The 18,360-nt window shown below is 71.6% G+C and carries 17 protein-coding genes and 1 other RNA gene; 5 read left to right on the forward strand and 13 right to left on the reverse strand.

What is annotated here, in order from left to right; translation table 11 throughout:
• Window positions 1-10: 10 nt before the first annotated feature.
• Both ABZS64_RS00485 and ABZS64_RS00490 read right to left on the reverse strand, forming a co-directional pair.
• Window positions 11-1,363, reverse strand: a complete 1,353-nt coding sequence (locus ABZS64_RS00485; protein WP_355821515.1) for a Bcr/CflA family multidrug efflux MFS transporter — start codon at window positions 1,361-1,363, stop codon at window positions 11-13.
• Window positions 1,364-1,413: 50 nt separating this feature from the next.
• Window positions 1,414-3,036: an alkaline phosphatase D family protein gene (locus tag ABZS64_RS00490; RefSeq protein WP_355821517.1), complete on the reverse strand. Its 1,623-nt coding sequence runs from the start codon at window positions 3,034-3,036 to the stop codon at window positions 1,414-1,416.
• A 133-nt stretch (window positions 3,037-3,169) separates the two neighbouring features.
• On the opposite strand from ABZS64_RS00490, the gene ABZS64_RS00495 reads away from it, so the two are divergent.
• Window positions 3,170-3,922 carry an SDR family oxidoreductase gene (locus ABZS64_RS00495; RefSeq protein ID WP_355821519.1) on the forward strand — a complete coding sequence of 251 codons (753 nt, stop codon included), beginning with the start codon at window positions 3,170-3,172 and terminating at the stop codon, window positions 3,920-3,922.
• A 420-nt stretch (window positions 3,923-4,342) separates the two neighbouring features.
• Here the strand turns inward: ABZS64_RS00495 and ABZS64_RS00500 are convergent, their stop codons facing one another.
• Together ABZS64_RS00500 and ABZS64_RS00505 are read right to left on the reverse strand one after the other, a co-directional pair.
• Window positions 4,343-5,347 (reverse strand): aldo/keto reductase, encoded by a 1,005-nt coding sequence (locus ABZS64_RS00500; RefSeq protein WP_355821521.1) that lies wholly within the window; start codon window positions 5,345-5,347, stop codon window positions 4,343-4,345.
• Between the two features lie 68 nt (window positions 5,348-5,415).
• Window positions 5,416-5,739 carry a nuclear transport factor 2 family protein gene (locus ABZS64_RS00505; RefSeq protein WP_355821523.1) on the reverse strand — a complete coding sequence of 108 codons (324 nt, stop codon included), beginning with the start codon at window positions 5,737-5,739 and terminating at the stop codon, window positions 5,416-5,418.
• Window positions 5,740-5,929: 190 nt separating this feature from the next.
• On the opposite strand from ABZS64_RS00505, the gene ABZS64_RS00510 reads away from it, so the two are divergent.
• On the forward strand, window positions 5,930-6,262 hold the full coding sequence (locus ABZS64_RS00510) for a MazG-like family protein (protein WP_355821525.1): 333 nt from the start codon (window positions 5,930-5,932) through the stop codon (window positions 6,260-6,262).
• A gap of 12 nt (window positions 6,263-6,274) precedes the next feature.
• Here ABZS64_RS00510 and ABZS64_RS00515 read toward each other — a convergent pair whose 3' ends face one another.
• From ABZS64_RS00515 to ABZS64_RS00525, 3 genes are all read right to left on the reverse strand, one after another.
• A complete protein-coding gene (locus tag ABZS64_RS00515) occupies window positions 6,275-7,147 on the reverse strand; it encodes a 3'-5' exonuclease (protein WP_355821526.1) in 873 nt (290 codons plus the stop codon).
• A 32-nt stretch (window positions 7,148-7,179) separates the two neighbouring features.
• An RNA gene (rnpB, locus tag ABZS64_RS00520) (RNase P RNA component class A) lies at window positions 7,180-7,584 on the reverse strand.
• 45 nt (window positions 7,585-7,629) lie between these two features.
• Entirely contained in the window at window positions 7,630-9,066 is a 1,437-nt protein-coding gene (locus ABZS64_RS00525) for an RNB domain-containing ribonuclease (protein ID WP_355821527.1), read from the reverse strand.
• A gap of 94 nt (window positions 9,067-9,160) precedes the next feature.
• On the opposite strand from ABZS64_RS00525, the gene yaaA reads away from it, so the two are divergent.
• Both yaaA and ABZS64_RS00535 read left to right on the forward strand, forming a co-directional pair.
• Window positions 9,161-9,961 (forward strand): peroxide stress protein YaaA, encoded by an 801-nt coding sequence (gene yaaA, locus ABZS64_RS00530; protein ID WP_355821528.1) that lies wholly within the window; start codon window positions 9,161-9,163, stop codon window positions 9,959-9,961.
• Window positions 9,962-10,017: 56 nt separating this feature from the next.
• Window positions 10,018-10,641: a bifunctional 4-hydroxy-2-oxoglutarate aldolase/2-dehydro-3-deoxy-phosphogluconate aldolase gene (locus ABZS64_RS00535; RefSeq protein WP_355821529.1), complete on the forward strand. Its 624-nt coding sequence runs from the start codon at window positions 10,018-10,020 to the stop codon at window positions 10,639-10,641.
• A gap of 114 nt (window positions 10,642-10,755) precedes the next feature.
• On the opposite strand, the gene ABZS64_RS00540 is transcribed toward ABZS64_RS00535, so the two are convergent.
• The 3 genes from ABZS64_RS00540 to ABZS64_RS00550 are packed head-to-tail and all read right to left on the reverse strand — an operon-like array spanning window position 10,756 to window position 13,540.
• Window positions 10,756-11,982, reverse strand: coding sequence for a bifunctional RNase H/acid phosphatase (locus tag ABZS64_RS00540; protein ID WP_355821531.1), 1,227 nt, complete (start codon window positions 11,980-11,982; stop codon window positions 10,756-10,758).
• Complete coding sequence (locus ABZS64_RS00545) at window positions 11,982-12,725, reverse strand: C4-type zinc ribbon domain-containing protein (protein ID WP_355822075.1); 744 nt, start codon at window positions 12,723-12,725, stop codon at window positions 11,982-11,984. Before ABZS64_RS00545 ends, ABZS64_RS00540 begins: the two co-directional genes overlap by 1 nt.
• On the reverse strand, window positions 12,722-13,540 hold the full coding sequence (locus ABZS64_RS00550; RefSeq protein ID WP_355821533.1) for a Nif3-like dinuclear metal center hexameric protein: 819 nt from the start codon (window positions 13,538-13,540) through the stop codon (window positions 12,722-12,724). Before ABZS64_RS00550 ends, ABZS64_RS00545 begins: the two co-directional genes overlap by 4 nt.
• A gap of 259 nt (window positions 13,541-13,799) precedes the next feature.
• Between ABZS64_RS00550 and ABZS64_RS00555 the strand changes: the two genes are divergently transcribed.
• On the forward strand, window positions 13,800-14,942 hold the full coding sequence (locus tag ABZS64_RS00555) for a hypothetical protein (RefSeq protein ID WP_355821535.1): 1,143 nt from the start codon (window positions 13,800-13,802) through the stop codon (window positions 14,940-14,942).
• 347 nt (window positions 14,943-15,289) lie between these two features.
• Here ABZS64_RS00555 and ABZS64_RS00560 read toward each other — a convergent pair whose 3' ends face one another.
• From ABZS64_RS00560 to ABZS64_RS00570, 3 genes are read right to left on the reverse strand one after another with little or no spacing between them, the layout of a single operon-like run.
• A complete protein-coding gene (locus ABZS64_RS00560; RefSeq protein ID WP_355821537.1) occupies window positions 15,290-16,246 on the reverse strand; it encodes a 3-oxoacyl-ACP reductase in 957 nt (318 codons plus the stop codon).
• Window positions 16,247-16,256: 10 nt separating this feature from the next.
• Window positions 16,257-17,333: a Zn-dependent alcohol dehydrogenase gene (locus ABZS64_RS00565; RefSeq protein ID WP_355821539.1), complete on the reverse strand. Its 1,077-nt coding sequence runs from the start codon at window positions 17,331-17,333 to the stop codon at window positions 16,257-16,259.
• A gap of 33 nt (window positions 17,334-17,366) precedes the next feature.
• Complete coding sequence (locus ABZS64_RS00570; RefSeq protein WP_355821542.1) at window positions 17,367-18,221, reverse strand: MaoC/PaaZ C-terminal domain-containing protein; 855 nt, start codon at window positions 18,219-18,221, stop codon at window positions 17,367-17,369.
• Window positions 18,222-18,360: the final 139 nt, after the last annotated feature.

Consider the following 18,360-nt stretch of genomic DNA (forward strand, 5'->3'; position numbering starts at 1 on the left):
GACGTACGCGTCAGACGGCTTCGGCGCGGCGCTGCCAGGGGCGGCACAGTCCCAGGAAGCAGCCCAACGCGCCCAGGGCACAGGCCAGTTGGACCACGGCCATCGGGACGGCCGTCTGCTCGCCCGCGATTCCGACGAGGGGTGAGGCGATCGCTCCGATGAGGAATGCCGCCGTGCCGATCAGCGCGGATGCGGAACCCGCGGCGTGCGGGGTGCGCAGCAGGGCCAGGGCGTTGGTGTTGGGCATCACGAGGCCCATCGCGGACATCAGGACGAAGAGCCCCGCCGCGACGGGCAGCAGGCCCACCTTCCCGAAGGCGCCCGACGTCATCAGCAGCAGCCCGGTGGCCGCGATCGTGATCACGCTCAGGCCGAAACCGAGCGCCTTGTCCAGGCTGACCCGGCCCACCAGCACCTTGCCGTTGATCTGGCCGAGGGTGATCAGGCCGATGGAGTTGACGCCGAAGAGCAGGCTGAAGGTCTGCGGGGACGCGCCGTAGATCTCCTGGACCACGAACGGCGAGGCGGAGATGTACGCGAACAGCGTGGCGAAGGCGAGCCCGCCGGTGAGCATGTACCCGGTGAAGACCCGGTCGGCGAGCAGCCCGCGCATGGTGTGCAGGGCTTCGCCGACGCCACCGCTGTGCCGCTTCTCGCGCGGCAGGGTCTCGTGCAGCCACTTCGCCACCACCAGCGTGAGCACGATGCCGACGGCGGTCAGGACGACGAAGATGCCGCGCCAGTCGGTGATCCGCAGCACCTGGCCGCCGATCAGGGGCGCGATGATCGGGGCGACGCCGGATATCAGCATCAGGGTGGAGAAGAAGCGGGCCATGTCCGCGCCGTCGTACAGATCACGGACCACGGCCCGGGCGATGACGATGCCCGCGGCGCCCGCGAGTCCTTGCAGCAGCCGGAAGCCGATCAGCATTTCGGCGGTCGGGGCGAGGGCGCAGATCGCGGTGGCGGCGACGTACACGATCATGCCGACGAGCAGCGGACGGCGGCGCCCCCACTTGTCGCTCATCGGGCCGACGACGAGCTGGCCGAGCGCCATGCCGGCCAGGCACGCGGTCAGCGTGAGCTGGACGGTCGCGGCGGGTGAGCCGAGGGACCGGGTGACCGCGGGAAGCGCCGGGAGGTACATGTCCATGGAGAGCGGCGGCAGTGCGTTGAGTCCGCCGAGGACGAGCGTGACGAGGAAGCCGACGCGGCGGGCTGCCGCCACGGGTGCGGGGACGCGCCGGGCGGGGACCCGGTCGCCCGGGACCCCGTCAGCGTGTGCGGGTGCCGCGGCGGATGCCGGGTCGGCGGCCGGTATGTGTCCTTCTGTATTCCTTTGGCCGCTGTCCGGCTTCCCCATTACGTCTCCCTGTCCTTGAATCCCTCCCCATGCTCTCAGCTCGTCCGGGGTCACACGGGCTTGAGGCCCGGGTCACCCGCCTCCGTCACGAAGGACGCGGCCGTGGTGACCGGCGCGCCCGGCGTGGTGACGGCCGCGACCGTCCTGAAGTCGGCGCGCGCCTGCTGCTCGCCGAGGGTGACGATCACATAGCCGCGCCGGCCGTTGTAGAACTTCAGGTGCGGGTTGGCCTTGGTGAGGTTGTCCCAGTTGCCGGGCTTGTCGGCGCCGTCCTTGCCGCTGCTGATGGAGGTGGCGACGATTTCGGTCCCGAGGGTGCGGGAGGCCGGGTCGCTCCAGTCCTTCTTCAGGTCGAAGCCGTAGCCGACGTGGACGTCGCCGGTGAGGACCATCAGGTTCTCGACACCAGCCGCGTCGGCGCCCGCGAGGACCCGGTCGCGGGACGCGGGGTAGCCGTCCCAGGCGTCCATGCTCAACTTGAAGGTGCCGGTGGGGACATCGCGCCGCTGGGCGAAGGTGACCTGCTGCGGGACGACGTTCCAGCGTGCCCGGGAGCTCTTCCAGCCGTCGAGGAGCCAGCGCTCCTGCGCGGCGCCGGTGAGGGTGCGCGCCGGGTCCTCGGACTCCGGCCCCGGGACCTGCCAGCCGTCTCCGTACGCTTGGTCGGAGCGGTACTGGCGGGTGTCGAGGATGTCGAACTGCGCGAGCCGCCCGAAGTGCAGCCTGCGGTACAGCTGCATGTCCGGGCCCTCGGGCTGCTGGGGCCTGCGCAGCGGCTGGTTCTCCCAGTACGCGCGGTAGGCGGCGGCCCTGCGCAGCAGGAACTCCTCCGGCGGGACGTCGTTCTCGGGGATGTCGCCCGCGTAGTTGTTTTCGGTCTCGTGGTCGTCCCAGGTGAGGATGAAGGGGTGCGCGGCGTGCGCGGCCTTGAGGTCGGGGTCCGACTTGTAGAGGCCGTAGCGCAGCCGGTAGTCCTCGAGGGTGACGGTCTCGCGGTTGAAGTGGGCGGGCAGGCGGCGGTCGGTGTAGTTGCGGGCGCCGCCGACGGCGCTGACGGCGTACTCGTAGAGGTAGTCGCCGAGGTGAAAGACGGCGTCGAGCTCCTCTTCGGCGAGATGCTTGTACGCGGTGAAGTAGCCGTCGTGGTACGCCTGGCAGGAGACGGCGGCGAGCTTCAGCTCACTGATGCGGGCCGAGCGGGCGGGCGCGGTGCGGGTGCGGCCGGTCGGGCTGATCCAGGTCCCGGCGCGGAAGCGGTAGTAGTAGGGGCGGTCGTTGTCGAGGCCGGTGACCTCGACGTGGACGCTGTGGTGGAACTCGGGGTGTGCGGTGACGGACCCGCGCCGTGCGACACGGGTGAAGCGTGAGTCGTGGGCGAGCTCCCAGCGCAGCGGGACCTTGGCGCGGGGCAGTCCGCTGTCGGGCTCGTACGGACGGGTCGCGAGCCGCGTCCACAGCAGTACGGATCCGGGCTGCGGGTCGCCGGACGCGACGCCGAGCGTGAACGGGTCCTCGGTGATCTTCTTGGCGTCGAGTTCGGCGGCGTGGGCGGTGCCGGGCAGATTGACGGCGAACGCGAGTGCGGCGGCGGCTCCGGTGACGGTGAGAAACCTGCGGCGGCCGATGTGCCGGGCGGCGGCGCGGAGTTCGGGTGCGTGCGGTGCGGGTCTCATGTGCCCCTCCCCTGACGGCTGTTGTCCTTTCGCATTTGAGTAGGGGCCGACGACTCTGCGTTGTCGAGTACACAACATCCGCATGTCGGTCGGATGAGTTCCGCGTACAGGTACGGGACTACGCTGCGCATCCATGAACGCTGTTGCGAAGATTGCGGTGGTGACGGGAGCGGGTTCGGGCATCGGCCGGAGCGTCGCGGTGACGCTGGCGGAGGCGGGCTGGGCGGTGGCACTGGCGGGCCGGCGGGCGGAGGCGCTGGAGGAAACGGCGTCGCTGGCGGGTGGGGACGTGCTGGTCGTCCCCACTGATGTGACGTCACCCGCGGAGGTCACGGAGCTGTTCGGGGTGGTGCGCGAACGCCACGGCCGAGTTGGCCTGCTGTTCAACAACGCCGGCGCGTCCGGGCCCCGGGGCGTTCGCTTCGAGGACCTGTCCTACGAGGACTGGCGCTCGGTGGTGGACGTCAACCTGACAGGCGCGTTCCTGTGCGCGCAGGCGGCATTTCGCATGATGAAGGACCAGTCGCCGCAGGGCGGCCGGATCATCAACAACGGCTCGATCTCGGCGCATGTGCCGCGCCCGCATTCGGCGCCGTACACGTCGACGAAGCACGCGATGACGGGCCTGACGAAGTCGCTGTCGCTGGACGGGAGGGCGTACGGGATCGCGTGCGGTCAGATCGACATCGGGAACGCGGCGACGGAGATGACGCGGCGGATGCAGGCGGGGATTCTGCAGGCGAACGGGGAGGTGGCGGTGGAGCCGGTGATGGACGTGGCGGATGTGGCGAGGACGGTGAGGCACATGGCGGAACTGCCGCTGGAGGCGAATGTGCAGTTCGCAACGGTGATGGCGACGTCGATGCCGTACATCGGCCGGGGCTGAGCGGGTCCCCCTGGCGGGGGGGGTGCCGTTTGGGGGTGCGGGTCTTGGGGTTGCCCGGTGCCGCGGGGTGGCCGTTTGGGGTCCGCTCCGGGGTTGCGCCGGGACTGCATGACTTACGGCGCGTCTCTGGTCTGCCGTTGGGTACGGGCGTCCCCGCGCCACAAATCACGCTTTACGTCCCGGCTCCACCCGCTACGCGCCCCCCTTGCCGGTGGACGGCCATCGGTCACCCCGCCCCGCGCAGCCGACGCCCTGGGGTTGTGCACCGCGCCGCGCGGCTGGCCTCCTGGGGTGTCACCGCGCCGCGAAGCAGGCACCCCCTCCCCCGGGGGCCTGGGGGCCTGCCCCCAGTTTCGGGAAGGGGCGGGGTGGGGTGGGGGCCTATCACAGCCCGAAGCGGGCCCCAGATCTGACGAGCCGTCAATCCTGCTCGCGCGAGAGGACCTTGTCGATCTCGGCGAGTTGTACGGGCGTCAGCGGACCGTGCCCCAGCGCCCCCGCGTTCTCCTCCGCCTGGCCGACACTGCGGAAGCCGGGGATCGGCACGGTCCATGCGCTGCGCGCCCACAGCCAGGCGAGCGCGCCCTGCGCGAGGGTGCGGCCGTCGGAGGTGAGGATGTCGCGTACGGCGTCGACGCGCGCCGACCACTCGGGCGCCGGTGCCCCGCCCTCGCCGAACCAGCGCAGCCAGGCCGGCGGCCTCGCCCGGATGTCTCCCGCGGCGCCGCGGCTGCCGGGGCCGTACTTACCGGTGAGCAGGCCCATCGCGAGCGGGCTGCGGTTGATGCTCGCGAGGCCTCGCTCCTCGCAGAGGGCGAGCATCGCGGGGGTGTCCTCGAGCACGTTGCAGGCGTGCTGTACGGCCGCGCAGTGCGGGCCTTCGGCGAAGAGGGCGGCGCGTTCGGGGTCGTCGGTGCTCCAGGCGTACGCGCGGATGAGGCCCTCGCCTACCAACTCCTCGCAGGCATCCCGGAGTTCGGCGGCCTCGCTGAGGGGAGCGTCGGAGAGGTGCAGCTGGTAGAGGTCGACGCGGTCGGTCCCGAGGCGGCCGAGGGACGCGGTGAGCGCCCTTCGTACGTACGCGGGCGTCGCGTCGGTGCCGTCCGCCGTGCGCGTGTCCTCGTCGAAGCGGTTGCCCCATTTCGTGGCGATGACCACCTCGTCGCGGCGGCCCGCGAGCGCCCGCCCGAGCACCCGTTCGCTGTGCCCGGTCCCGTACACGTCGGCCGTGTCGAAGAAGGTGATGCCCAGGTCGAGCGCGCGGCGGATCGCGGCCACGGACTCCTGGTCGTCGACGGCCCCCCAGCCGAGCGGGTTGCCGTCGGCGCCCTGCCACTCGCCGCCGATCGCCCAGCATCCGAAGCCGAGCGCGCTGACCTCGATACCGCTCTGCCGTCCCAGTGCCCTGTTTCCGATTGCGTTCATGCCCAAGAACGTTAGGAGTTGGAGTGCACACCAAGGCAAGGGCCGCGACACAAGCCGTTCAGGACTGCTCAGGCCTGTCCGGTCTCGAAGCGGCTCACCTTTGCGCCCTCGACCTTGAACTTCCAGGCAGTCCGCATCTCGCCCCAGGTGTCGTTGCGATAGCGGGCGACCAGGGCGAGGCCGTCGGAGGACTGCGACTCGACCTCCATGTGCCCGCGCGAGGAGAAGATCTCGCGGTCGGCCCAGTCGGCCAGGTCACGGTCGCTGCCGTCGTCGGACATGGTGGCGCCGGGTGTGAGGGCGTTCTGGAACTTCTCCTGGTTACCGGCGTTCAGCGCGGCGACGAAGGCGCGTACGACGGGTTCGGTGAGCTTGTCCACGGAAATGGTCACGGGATCTCCTTCGGCGCTTCCGTACGGGTGGTGGAGTCACCCCGCGTCAGTACGGGGCGGAGTCACATCCATCCCTACACCCGGGCGGCCGCCCTCACCCCTTGGCGTCGGCCACCCGCGCGAACCGCCTCGTCGGACCCGCCCGTGCGAAGGTCTGCTGTATCCGCGCTTCACATGGCAGGCTGCCCCCATGAATCACACGCTGGACCCCATCTGGGACACGGTCGACGACCTCCACACCTGGCTGGACGCGGAGAGCGATCTTCCTCCCCAACAGGAGACGCTGCTGCGGATGTTGAAGCTCACCGAGGAGGTGGGTGAGGTGGCCCAGGCGATCATCGGGGCCACCGGCCAGAACCCCCGCAAGGGCAGCACGCACAGCTGGCGGGACGTCGAGTCCGAGCTCTGCGACGTGATCATCACGGCGATGGTGGCGCTGAGGACGCTGACGCCGGAGGCGTCGGAGGTCTTCGGGGCGCATCTGCGCGGCGTGGCGGAGCGCTCGCTGAAGGCCGCGTCGTAGCGGAACGCCGCGTCATGGAGCAGGAGGCTCCCAGGGCAGCGCCTCGACCGTGCCCAGCGGCCAGCGGTGATCCCGCTCTCTCGACGGATCGTAGGCTTCCGCCTCACTCGCCTGCTGTTCCCGCCACCGCACCTGTTCGTAGTGCAGCGCGGGCCTGGACAGTCTGCCGACCGACGAGTGGCAGGCACCGATGACCAGCGCCAGTACGAGCGCGGCTTCCGCGTCGCTGCCGGGGCTCCCGGGCCGGTCGTGAGGTACTCCGTACCACTCGGCGACCGTCTCCAACGCCCGGCCGCCGGACCGGAAACGATCAACATGCCGGTCCAGGATCAGCGGGTCGCAGACCGGAAACAGCCCTCCGGGGCCTCGGTCGGACAGCGGTCGCAGCCCGTGGCGCAGCAACTCGGACTCGAGGAAGGTGAGTACGTACGGGGCGTGCCAGGCGACCAGCGGGTTCTTCGTCGCCAGCTGCCCCGCCAGAACCGTGGCCAGCTCGTCCAGTGCCCGGTCCACCGGAACGCCGTGAGCGGCTGCCTGGTCCAGGGTGATGCCATGCGTCCTGCCCGCGGCGATCGTGAGGCCCGGGCCCGGGTCGATCAGCCAGTCCTGGTTGTCTCCGTCGGTGGTGCGTACGGCCGCGGCGAGGATCCGGTCGGTCGCGGTGCGATTGCCTGTCGTCGCGATGTCCACGGCCATGAGGCGACGGCGGTGCCATCCGGGGTGCGTGCCGCGGGGTGGCGGAGCGGGCTCGCGCGCATGCTCGGGGTGGTAGACCTCCCAGCCGCCGTGTGCGCCGGGCTGCAGGATCCCCTCTCCTGCGGGCACGGCCCGGCCGCACACGAGGCACGAGTCCTCGTAACGGTTGGTCCGGCCTGAGGGATTCACAGGGCGCGCCTCTGTCCCGGTCGGGGGGGCGGCAGACGAGCTGGGCTGTACGCCGGGTTCTGTGCCCCGGGACCTCGCGGTCGTCGGGGCGACGGCCATCCATCTAGGACCGGCGTTGCCACCGGCCTCGTGCGGTCTACCCGCGGACTCGGGCGGGCAGCCCTCGAACGTCCGCGCAGAGCCGCCTTTTACAGCGGCTCCTCTTGACCTTGCTCCAGGTGGGGTTTACCTAGCCGCCTGAGTCACCTCAGGCGCTGGTGGTCTCTTACACCACCGTTTCACCCTTACCGAGGACCGAAGTCCCCGGCGGTCTGTTTTCTGTGGCACTGTCCCGCGGGTCACCCCGGGTGGCCGTTAGCCACCACCCTGCCCTGTGGAGCCCGGACGTTCCTCGGGGAGATCCGTGAGGATCTCCACGCGGCCGTCCGCCCGGCTCGTCTGCCGTGGCGACCATGCTACCCGGCGTGGACGGGGCACGACGCCTACGCGGGTGCGAACTGCACCTTCGCCGTCCCCGGGTCCGCCTGCGTGAGCCTGACCCGCAGCCGCTCCCCCAGGGGCAGCGCATCGCCGCCGGCGATCCTCGCCACCACCGCCGGGTCCTCCAGATGGACCGTGCCGACGGCCGGTTCGCCCTCCTTCACATCCACCACGTACGCGTCGAAGACCTCGCCGACCCGTTCCTTCAGAAGCGCCGCCTCGACGATGTCGACGCACTCGCGCTCCACCGTGTTGGCGCGGCGGGAGCCGTCCGCCATCTCCTTGGGGAGGTCGTCCAGTGCGGCCAGTACCCACTCCGGCACCCCCTGCCCGGCGCAGAAGGCCACGCACAGTTCGCCCGCGTACCTGTCAACGAGCCGCCGCAGCGGCGCCGTGCAGTGCGTGTACTCGTCGGCGACCGCCGCATGGACGGCGGGCGAGGGCAGTTCGCCGCCCGTGAAGGAGCTGTAGCCCGCGCCGCGCAGCAGGCTCGTGCACTCCTGCAGGAAGGCGGCATGGCGGGCGTTGTGCGGGTCGAGGGAGCGGACCACGTCGGCGTACGAGACATGGTGCGGCCAGTCGATGCCCAGGGCCTTCGCCGAGCGGCGCAGCCGTGCCACCGCGCCGTCCGGGGCGGTGGGCAGGGTACGCAGGATGCCGGTGCCCGCCGCGATCATGAGGTCGGCCGCGGCCATGCCGGTGAGCAGCGAGATCTGCGCGTTCCAGGAGTCGGCGGGGAGCGCGGCGCGGTATGCGAGGAAGTACGCGCCGTCCCGCTCGACGACCTCCTGCTCGGGGACGTTGAGGGAGATCCCGCCGCGTTCGCGCTCCAAGTTCTCGCGCAGCAGCCCGATCTCCTTGAGCAGCGCCAGGGGTTCCTCGGCGGTGCCCGCGTCGATCTGCCGCTGCACGCCTTCGTAGTCGAGCTTGGCCCGGCTGCGTACGAGTGCGCGCCGCACGTCGGTCGCGACCGTCCGGCCCTCGGCGTCGAGGTCGATCTGCCAGAGCAGCGCGGGCGCGGTCTGATCGGGCAGCAGGCTGGCCGCGCCCTCGGAGAGCACGGCCGGATGCAGCGGAGTTTTCTCGTCCGGGAAGTAGAGGGTCTGGACGCGGCGGTGGACCTCGGCGTCGAGCAGACCGCCGGGTGCGACGAAGGCGGCGACGTCGGCGATCGCGTACTGCACCCGGAAGCCACCGTCGCGGCGCGAAAGGTACATCGCCTGGTCGAGGTCGACGGAGGTCGGCGGGTCGATGGTGAAGAAGGGGACATCGGTGGCGTCGCGGTCCGGCAGGCGCGGGGACCCGGCGGCCGACTCCGCCTCGGCGACGACCTCGGGCGGGAAGTCCTCCGGCACGTCGAGCGTCGTACGCAGCTCTCGCAGGGCGGCCCGCAGCGGAGCCTCGGCTGCGCCGGTCACATGCATCTTGCGACGGGGCATGGACCGAGCGTATGGCCGGGTGCGGACGTTGGCACCCCGTACGCTGGCGCGGGGGCCGCACCCCCCACCCCCGTACGTACGAAGGAGTTGTGCCGTGCTCGTGCTGTTGCCGCCGTCGGAAGGTAAGGCCGCTTCCGGGCGCGGGGCTCCGCTGAAGCCGGAGTCGCTGTCGCTGCCGGGTCTGGCCGGGGCGCGCGCCGCGGTGCTGGACGAACTGGTCGAGCTGTGCGCCGCCGACGAGGACAAGGCGCGGGAGGTGCTCGGGCTGAGCGAGGGCCTGCGTGGCGAGATCGCGAAGAACGTGGAGCTGCGGACCGTAGGGACCCGGCCGGCCGGGGAGATCTACACGGGCGTCCTGTACGACGCGCTGGGCCTCGCGACGCTCGAGCCGGACGCACGGCGCCGGGCGCGGCAGTCGCTGCTGGTGTTCTCGGGGCTGTGGGGTGCGGTGCGGATCGCCGACCGGATTCCGCCGTACCGCTGCTCGATGGGCGTGAAGCTGCCGGGGCTCGGGGCGCTGGGGGCGTACTGGCGAGGGCCGATGGAGTCCGTCGTGCCGGAGGCGGCGGGCGACGGTCTTGTACTCGATCTGCGGTCCTCGGCGTATGCGGCGGCGTGGAAGCCGAAGGGCAAGGTGGCGGGGCGTACGGCGACCGTGCGGGTGCTGCATACGCAGATGGTCGACGGGGTCGAGAAGCGGTCGGTGGTCAGCCACTTCAACAAGGCGACGAAGGGCCGGCTGGTACGGGACCTGCTGACGGCGGGCGCGAAGCCGTCCCGTCCTGCTGAGCTGGTGGAGGCGCTGCGGGATCTGGGGTACGTGGTGGAGGCGGAGGCGCCGTCGCGTGCGGGGCGGGCGTGGGCGCTGGATGTGGTGGTCACGCAGATCCACTGATTGCACCCTCTGCAACGATCGTTGCGTCACGTGTGGCCGCCCGGCAGGATGGGGCCATGACCTCCGTCCTGGACCTCGCGCCCGTCGTTCCCGTCGTCGTCATCGAGGACGCCGCCGATGCCGTACCGCTCGCGCGGGCGCTGGTCGCGGGCGGTCTGCCCGCGATCGAGGTGACCCTGCGGACGCCCGCGGCCCTGGACGCGATCCGCGCGATCGCCGCCGAGGTCCCGGACGCGGCGGTGGGCGCGGGCACGGTGATCTCGCCGGAGGGCGCGGACGCGGCGGTCTCGGCCGGGGCACGGTTCCTGGTGAGCCCCGGCTGGACGGAGAGGCTGCTGGACGCGATGAAGGCGTCGGGCGTGCCGTTCCTGCCGGGGGTCTCGACGACGTCGGAGGTCGTGGCGCTGCTGGAGCGCGGGGTGAGCGAAATGAAGTTCTTCCCGGCCGAGCCGTCGGGCGGCACGGCATACCTCAAGTCCCTTGCGGGCCCGCTCCCCCAGGCCCGCTTCTGCCCGACGGGCGGCATCTCACTGGCGTCGGCGCCGTCGTATCTGGCACTGCCGAATGTGGGCTGCGTCGGAGGTACGTGGATGCTGCCGCCGGCCGCGATCGCGGCCGGCGACTGGGCGCGGGTCCAGTCCCTGGCCGCGGAGGCCTCGGCACTGCGCGACCGGGTCTGAGAGCGCGGGGGTGCGGGGCACCCCGTCGACTCCCGGAAACCGCGCCGCCCTCAGCTTCGCGCCGCAGGCCGGGCGGACGCGGCCCCTGCGTTCGGCGCGGCCGCCCCCTCGTCGTCAGCGCAGGTGCGACGTGTCGTTCAGCAGGCGCACCGATGCGTTGCCGTCGCCGTAATACGCCACCGCCGAGATCGACGCCGCCGAGAGTTCCATCCGGAACAGCGATTCCGGCGGGGCTCCCAGGGCCAGGCGGACCAGGGTCTTGATCGGTGTCACATGGGTGACCAGCAGGACCGTACGGCCCGCGTAACGCTCGGTCAGTCTGTCCCGCGTCGCCGCCACCCGGCGGGCCACCGTCGCGAAGCTCTCGCCGCCGCCCGTCGGTGCCACCTTCGGGGAGGCAAGCCAGGCCGACAGGTCGTCGGCGTAACGCTCCTGGACCTCCGCGAAGGTCAGGCCCTCCCATGCGCCGAAGTCCGTCTCGCGCAGGCCGTCCTCGATACGGACGTCGAGGCCCAGCCGGGTCGCGACCGTCTCCGCCGTCTCGCGGCAGCGCTTCAGCGGGGAGCTGACGATCTCCTGGACCGTGCCGCGCGCGGCGAGGGCGGTTGCGACCGCCTCCGCCTGGCGCTGGCCCGCCGGGGACAGGGACGGGTCGGTGCCGCCGCTGCCCGAGAAGCGCTTCTCCGGGGTGAGCGGCGTCTCGCCGTGTCGCAGGAGCACGAACGTCGCCGGCGTACCCAGGTCGGCGGGCCCCCACCCGACCGTCGGCGCCGCCGCGGAAGGCGCGGCCACCGCGTCGTCCGCAGCGCCGCGGCCCGCAAGCGCCGCCCTCGCCTTCGCCGCTCCCGCCGTCGCGTCGCCGACCACCCGCGCCGCCTCGGCGTCGCGCGCGTCAAGGGCCGCGGTGGAGCGCGACGGCTCCCACTGCTTGCCCTTCTTGCCCGCGTCCATCGCCTCGTTGGCCAGCCGGTCCGCGTGCTTGTTCTTCTCGCGCGGGATCCACTCGTACGTGACCTGCGAGGACGGGAAGATCCGCGCAGCCTCGGCCGCCAGCGGCTTCATGTCCGGGTGCTTGATCTTCCAGCGGCCCGACATCTGCTCGACGACGAGCTTGGAGTCCATCCGGACCCGGACAGAGGCATCGGGATCAAGAGCCTTCGCGGCCTTCAGCCCCGCGATCAGGCCCTTGTACTCGGCGACGTTGTTCGTCGCGACACCGATGTACTCGGCCGCCTCGGCCAGCGTCTCCCCCGTCTTCGGGTCGATCACCGCCGCGCCGTACCCCGCGGGGCCCGGATTCCCCCGGGAGCCGCCGTCCGCCTCGACGACGAACTCCCGCATTACAGACCCGACTCGGAGGTACGGACCAGAATGCGGCGGCAGTTCTCGCAGCGCAGCACCGTGTCCGGGGACGCCGCCTTGACCTCGTTCACCTCGGTGATGTTCAGCTCCAACTGGCAGCCCTCGCACCGGCGCTGGTAGAGGCGCGCCGCGCCCACCCCGCCCTGCTGGACACGCAGCTTCTCGTACAGCTTCAGCAGGTCGGCCGGCACGGAGCCCGCCACGACCTCGCGCTCCTTGGTGAGCGAGGCGATCTCGCCGTCGATCTCCTCCTGCGCGGCGTCCCGGCGCGCGGTGGCGTCGTCGACCTTGGCCTGGACGGAGGAGACCCGCCCGGTCAGCTCGGCGACACGTTCCTGCGCGGACTCGCGGCGCTCCATGACCTCCAGGACGACGTCCTCCAGGTCGCCCTGGCGCTTGGCCAGCGAGACGATCTCGTGCTGCAGGTTCTCCAGGTCCTTGGGCGAGGTGACCGCGCCCGAGTCGAGGCGCTGCTGGTCGCGTACGGCGCGCTGGCGGACCTGGTCGACGTCCTGTTCCGCCTTGGTCTGCTCGCGGGCGGTGTCGCTCTCCTCGGTGTGCGCGGCGACCAGCAGGTCGCGCAGCTGCGTGAGGTCCTTGGTGAGCGACTCGATCTCGGCGTGCTCGGGCAGCGACTTGCGCTTGTGGGCGAGCTGCGACAGCCGTACGTCGAGTGCCTGGACGTCGAGAAGTCGGATCTGGTCGGCGGGCGCGGCGTTCAGTTGGGGGCTCCAGGAGAAGAGTGGTGGGAGGACCAGGGGTCGGTGACCGTGTGCGAGACGTGGACCCGAAGGCCCCAGCCGTGCCGGTCGGAAATCGCGTCGAGCTGGGCGGCCGCCTGCTCGCACCAGGGCCATTCGGTGGCCCAGTGCGCGGCGTCGACCAGCCCCAGGGGTGAGTGCTGGGTGGCCTCGGAGGCCGGGTGGTGGCGCAGGTCCGCGGTGAGGAAGGCGTCCACGCCCGCGGCCCTTACGACGTCGAAGAGGCTGTCGCCGGAGCCGCCGCTGACCGCGACCCTGCGCACCAGGGCGTCCGGGTCGCCCGCGATGCGGATGCCCTGCGCGGTGGCGGGCAGTCGCTTGGCGGCGCGTGCCGCGAACTCGGCGAGGGTTTCGGGATGGTCGAGCTCACAGATCCGGCCGAGGCCGGTCTCGGGTACGAGGGGGCCGGTGACCCGCAGGTCCAGCGCGCCCGCGAGGGCGTCGGAGACGCCGGGATCGGCGGTGTCGGCGTTGGTGTGCGCGACATGCAGGGCGATGTCGTGCTTGATCAGGGTGTGTACGACCCGGCCCTTGAAGTGGGAGGCGGCGACCGTCGTCGTACCGCGCAGATAGAGCGGGTGGTGCGTGACGATCAGCTGGGCCCCGAGCCCGATCGCCTCGTCGGCGATCTCCTGGACCGGGTCCACGGCGAACAGGACGCGGGTGACCTCGGCGTCGGGGTCGCCGCAGACGGTGCCGACGGCGTCCCACTGTTCGGCCCGCTCGGGGGGCCATAGGGCGTCGAGCGCGGCGATGACTTCAGACAGACGGGGCACGCAGACAGGTTACCTGCGCTCCGTGCCCCGGTGGCCTGGGCTCCTGGGCCCGCTGTGTGACCCTCGGCTGCTTCTGCGCCTCTCGGGGCTGGTCGGGTGCCTGCGCGTACACCTCAGGCACCGGATTCCCGCTGAGCACACTCGCCCCCTGCCCCTCAGGCGAATCCCGGCTTGGCCACCCTTATGTGTGAAGTGGGCGGTCTCGTGTTGTTCGGCAGGAAGTGCGATACCTAGCTTCGTGGCCGGAGGTGACGAGCCGATGACAGTCTGTGCCATTGAGACCGCCGCGGAGGACGGAGCCGTGGCGAGTACGGGGTTCACGATCACCGCAGGCGGGTCCTACGCAGCCCGGCTGGCGGGGGCCGGTGAGGCCCTGTTCCCGGAGCGGTGGACGCTCGACGGGCCCGAGCCCTATGCGGTACCCCTGCCGCTGGGGCAGCCCGAGGAGCGGGACGCCGAAGTGCTGCCGATGGCCGACGGGCGGGTGCTGATCCGGCGGCGGGTGGAGCGGCGGCACGCGTTCTCGCTGCTGTATCCGACCGGCCCCGGGACCGGTGAACTGCCGCTCGGCGGGGTCGAGTCGGCGGAGCTGACCCTTCTTCCGCCCGCGCCGGACGGTGTGTGCGCCTACGCCCTGGCGCCGGGCGCGAAGTCGACCGCGATCTGGCTGGTGGCGGGCGGGGCGTTCGGTCCCGAGCAGGTCGCCGAGGTGCCGGGGCGCTGCTCCGGCGGGGTGTGGCTGGACCGTACGGGCCGGCTGCTCGCCCTGGACCGGCAGGTGGACGACGGCCCGGTCAAGGCGGTGGCGGTCGACCTGGAGCGGGGCGGGGAGGTGACGCCGCTGCTCCAGATCACCGAGGACAGCGACGACCGGCTGCTGCTGGCCGACCCGGACAGCGGCCTGCTCCTGATCCGCTCGAACGCGCCGGGCCACGACCGGCTCGGCTGGGGTGTACTGGGCAGCCTGCGTCCGGTGCGCTTCCCGGAGTGCCTGCGGCTCGCGGACTGCGCGGTGACGCCGTTCGCCGTGCAGCCGGGTCAGGTGCTGATGCCGGAGAGCTGCGGCGTGGCGCTGCGGATCGACGGGGCGGCGGGGAGCTGGCTGGGCATCTGGCGCCCGTCGGGGCGGCGGCTGCACCAACTGGCCGCGCCGGACGGGTGGTTGGCGGGTGCCGGGCTGTGGAGCCGGGAAGGGGTACTGCAACTGCCGTACGCGACGGGGGCGGTGCCGTGCGGGGTGGCACGGATCGACGCGTCGGCGCTTGCGCACGAGGTGATCACGGAACCGGCACAAGCGGAATGCGCAGGTGGGGAACCGTCCGGGGGTGCGGGGACTCCTGTTGTGCGCAAGCCGGTTCCCTTGCAGCAGGCGCCTCTCACCGGGCGTACGGCCGCTGGTTAAACTCTGCGGCCGGGGCGGCCGGTGCCGGGTTGTGACCGGGGCCTTGTGACACGAAGTCAGCGATATCAACGGGGTGAACGTTCCACATGTCTGAAGCCCGAACCGACACGGCGACGAGCCAGGAGCGTCCGCGACCGGCGGGCGGCGGCGCCGGGGGCGAAGCCGGCGGCGCCGGAAAGCACCGGGGTGGTGCGGCCACGACGGAGGACTCTGCGACTCCGTCGCACGGCAAGCACCGGCGGCCGGAGGGGGGCCGCCGGGGCTGACGCGGGTTCTGGGGTGGGGTCGCCTGCGGCGGGCCTGCCCCCACCCCGCCTGAACTGGGGCTCCGCCCCAGACCTCGCGCCTCAAACGCTGGCGGCCTCCCCCCGCTTCAGGCCCAGGACCTCCGCCGCCGCGAAGGTCTCGCCCGCCGGCCGTTCCGCGTAATACGCGCCCAGCACCCCCTCCAGCTCCTCATAGCTGAACGCCTCCTTCGACGTGTCGAACTTCGCCGCCACCCTGGGGCGTTCCACAACCGCCACCATCCCGCCGTGCACCACCAGCAGCTGGCCGTTGACGTTTCCCGAAGCCGGGGAGGCGAGGTAGCCCACCAGTGGGGCGACATGCTCCGGTGCCAGCGGGTCGAGGCCGCCGTCGACCGGTTCGGCGAAGCCCGCGAAGACGTCTTCCGTCATACGCGTACGAGCCCTCGGGCAGATCACATTGGCGGTGACGCCGTACTTGGACAGCGCCAGGGCCGTGGACGTGGTCAGGCCCACGATGCCGCCCTTCGCCGCCGCGTAGTTCGGCTGGCCCGCCGAGCCCGCGAGGAAGGCCTCGGACGAGGTGTTGACGATCCGGCCGTAGACCGGGCCGCCCGCCGTCTTGGAGCGTTCGCGCCAGTGGACCGACGCGAAGTGGGTCGTGTTGAAGTGGCCCTTGAGGTGGACGCGGATCACCGAGTCCCATTCGCTCTCGGTCATCGAGAAGACCATCCGGTCGCGCAGGATGCCCGCGTTGTTGACCAGGATGTCGAGCTTGCCGTACGTCGTGACGGCCAGCTCGACGAGGGCGCGCGCCGACTCGAAGTCGGAGACGTCGCCGAGGTGGGCCACGGCCCGGCCGCCGGCGGCGCGGATCTCCGCGGCCACGTCCTCCGCGGGTGCGGCGGACGCCTCGCCCGAGCCGTCGCGGCCCGGGCGGCCGTAGTCGTTGACGACGACGGCCGCGCCGAGCCGGGCGAGTTCGAGGGCTTCCGCCCGGCCCAGGCCGCGGCCCGCGCCGGTGACGATCGCGCTCAGGCCCTCAAGTGGGAGTGACATCAACGTCCTCTCAGATCTCGATGCAGGTGCGCAGCGCCTCGCCCGTACGCATCTGGGCCAGCGCGTCGTTGATCTCCGCGAGCTGTACGCGGTGGGTGATGAGGCCTTCGAGGTCGATTCGGCCCGCCCGCCACAGGACGATGGCCCGTTCGTACGAGGTGAGCACGTCCCCGCCCCCGTACATGGACGGCAGGATCCGCTTCTCGTCGAAGAAGAGCTCGAACATGTTGAGCTGGAGGTAGTCGTCCATGGCGCCCGCGCCGACGATGCACAGGGTGCCGCCGCGCCGGGTCGTCTCGTACGCGGTGCGCGCGGTGGCGGACTTGCCGACGACCTCGAAGACGTAGTCGAAGCCCTCGCCCGCGGTCACGCGCTGCTTCGCGTCGGCGAGCTCGTCGGGCGAAACAGCCTCCGTGGCGCCGAACTTCAAAGCGGATTCGCGACGCGTCGCCACGGGGTCGACCGCGATGATCTGGGCCGCGCCCTTGAGCCGCGCGCCCTGGATCGCCGAGATGCCGACGCCGCCGCAGCCGATGACGGCGACCGACGAACCCGCCTCCACATCCGCGGTGTTGATGGCCGCGCCGAGGCCCGTGGTCACTCCGCAGCCGATGAGCGCGGCGATGTCGTAGGGCACGTCGTCGGGGATCGGCACGGCGCATCCCGCGTCGACGACGACTTCCTCGGTGAACGTTCCGGTGCCGGCGAAGCCGAACAGATCGCCGCCGGGGCGCTTGAAGTTGGGGGTGCCCGCGTTCATGAATCCGGCGAGACACAGTTCGGTCTGGCCGCGCTTGCAGGCGGGACAGACGCGGCACGCGGGCAGCCAGCACAGCAGCACCCGGTCGCCCTGGCCGAGGCCGTCCACGCCGTCGCCGACGTCGATGATCTCGCCCGCGCCCTCGTGCCCGGGGATGAAGGGCGCGGGCTGCGGCAGTACGCCGTTCATGGCGGAGATGTCGGAGTGGCACAGTCCGGTGGCCCGGACCCGGATCTTGACCTTGCCGGGGCCGAAGCCCACCGCCTCGACGTCGTCGAGGACTTCGAGCTTGTCCTGCCCTATCTCGTGCAGTACGGCTGCGCGCACGGTGCGGCTCCTCTCGGAAGAACTCGGAAGGACTCAGAAATGTTCGACGACGGTGTCGGCGAGGACGGGCGCGTCGTCCCTCTCGACGGCGGTCACCGCCACCTGGACGCGGCCCTCGTCGGCCCACATCCGGATACGCAGGGTCTCGCCGGGGAAGACCACCCCGGCAAAGCGTGTGGTGTACGAGCGGACCCGGCCGACGTCCCCGCCGAGCACGGTGTCGACGACCGCCTTGAGCGTCATTCCGTACGAGCAGAGCCCGTGCAGGATGGGCCGGTCGAAACCGGCGCGCGCGGCGAACTCGGGGTCGGCGTGCAGAGGGTTGTAGTCGCCGGATAGCCGGTAGAGCAGCGCCTGGTCCTCGCGGATGCCGCGTTCGACGGTCTTGTCGGGCTCGCGCTCCGGCTGCTCCACGCGTACGGAGGGTCCGCGCTCGCCGCCGAAGCCGCCTTCCCCGCGTACGAAGATCCGGGAGTCGTTCGTCCACAGCGGCCCGTCGTCGTCGGCCGCCTCGGTACGCAGCACGAGGACCGCGGCCTTGCCCTTGTCGTAGACGGCGGCGACGCGCGAGGTCGAGACGGCCTTCCCCTCGACCGGGATCGGCCGGTGCAGCCGGATCGTCTGTCCGCCGTGGAGTACGGATGCCAGGTCGATCTCGAGTCCGGGGCCGCTGAGTCCGCCGACGACGCCCTGGCCCGCGCCCGCGACGGTGGCGAAGCTCGGCAGCACATGCAGCTTCGATTCGAGGGTGTAGCGCAGTTCATGGGGGTCGGTGGCGGGGATGCCCGCGCCGAGGCCGAGGTGGTAGAGCTGGACGTCCTTGCGGTCCCAGCGGATCTCGGCGCTGCGGGGTTCGGCGGCGACGGCCTTGGCGGCATCAATGGGCATGAGGAGGCTGCTCCTTGATGAGTGGAAGACCTCGGCGCGGCCGTCCGCACCGTCGGCCGCACCGAGGTCGTACGGGACCGGCCCGGCGCCTGTTCTAGAACGCGTTCTAGGGTCGGTGGCCCCTATGTATAACGCAGCG

Source organism: Streptomyces sp. NPDC005408, assembly GCF_040606445.1.
GTDB lineage: Bacteria > Actinomycetota > Actinomycetes > Streptomycetales > Streptomycetaceae > Streptomyces.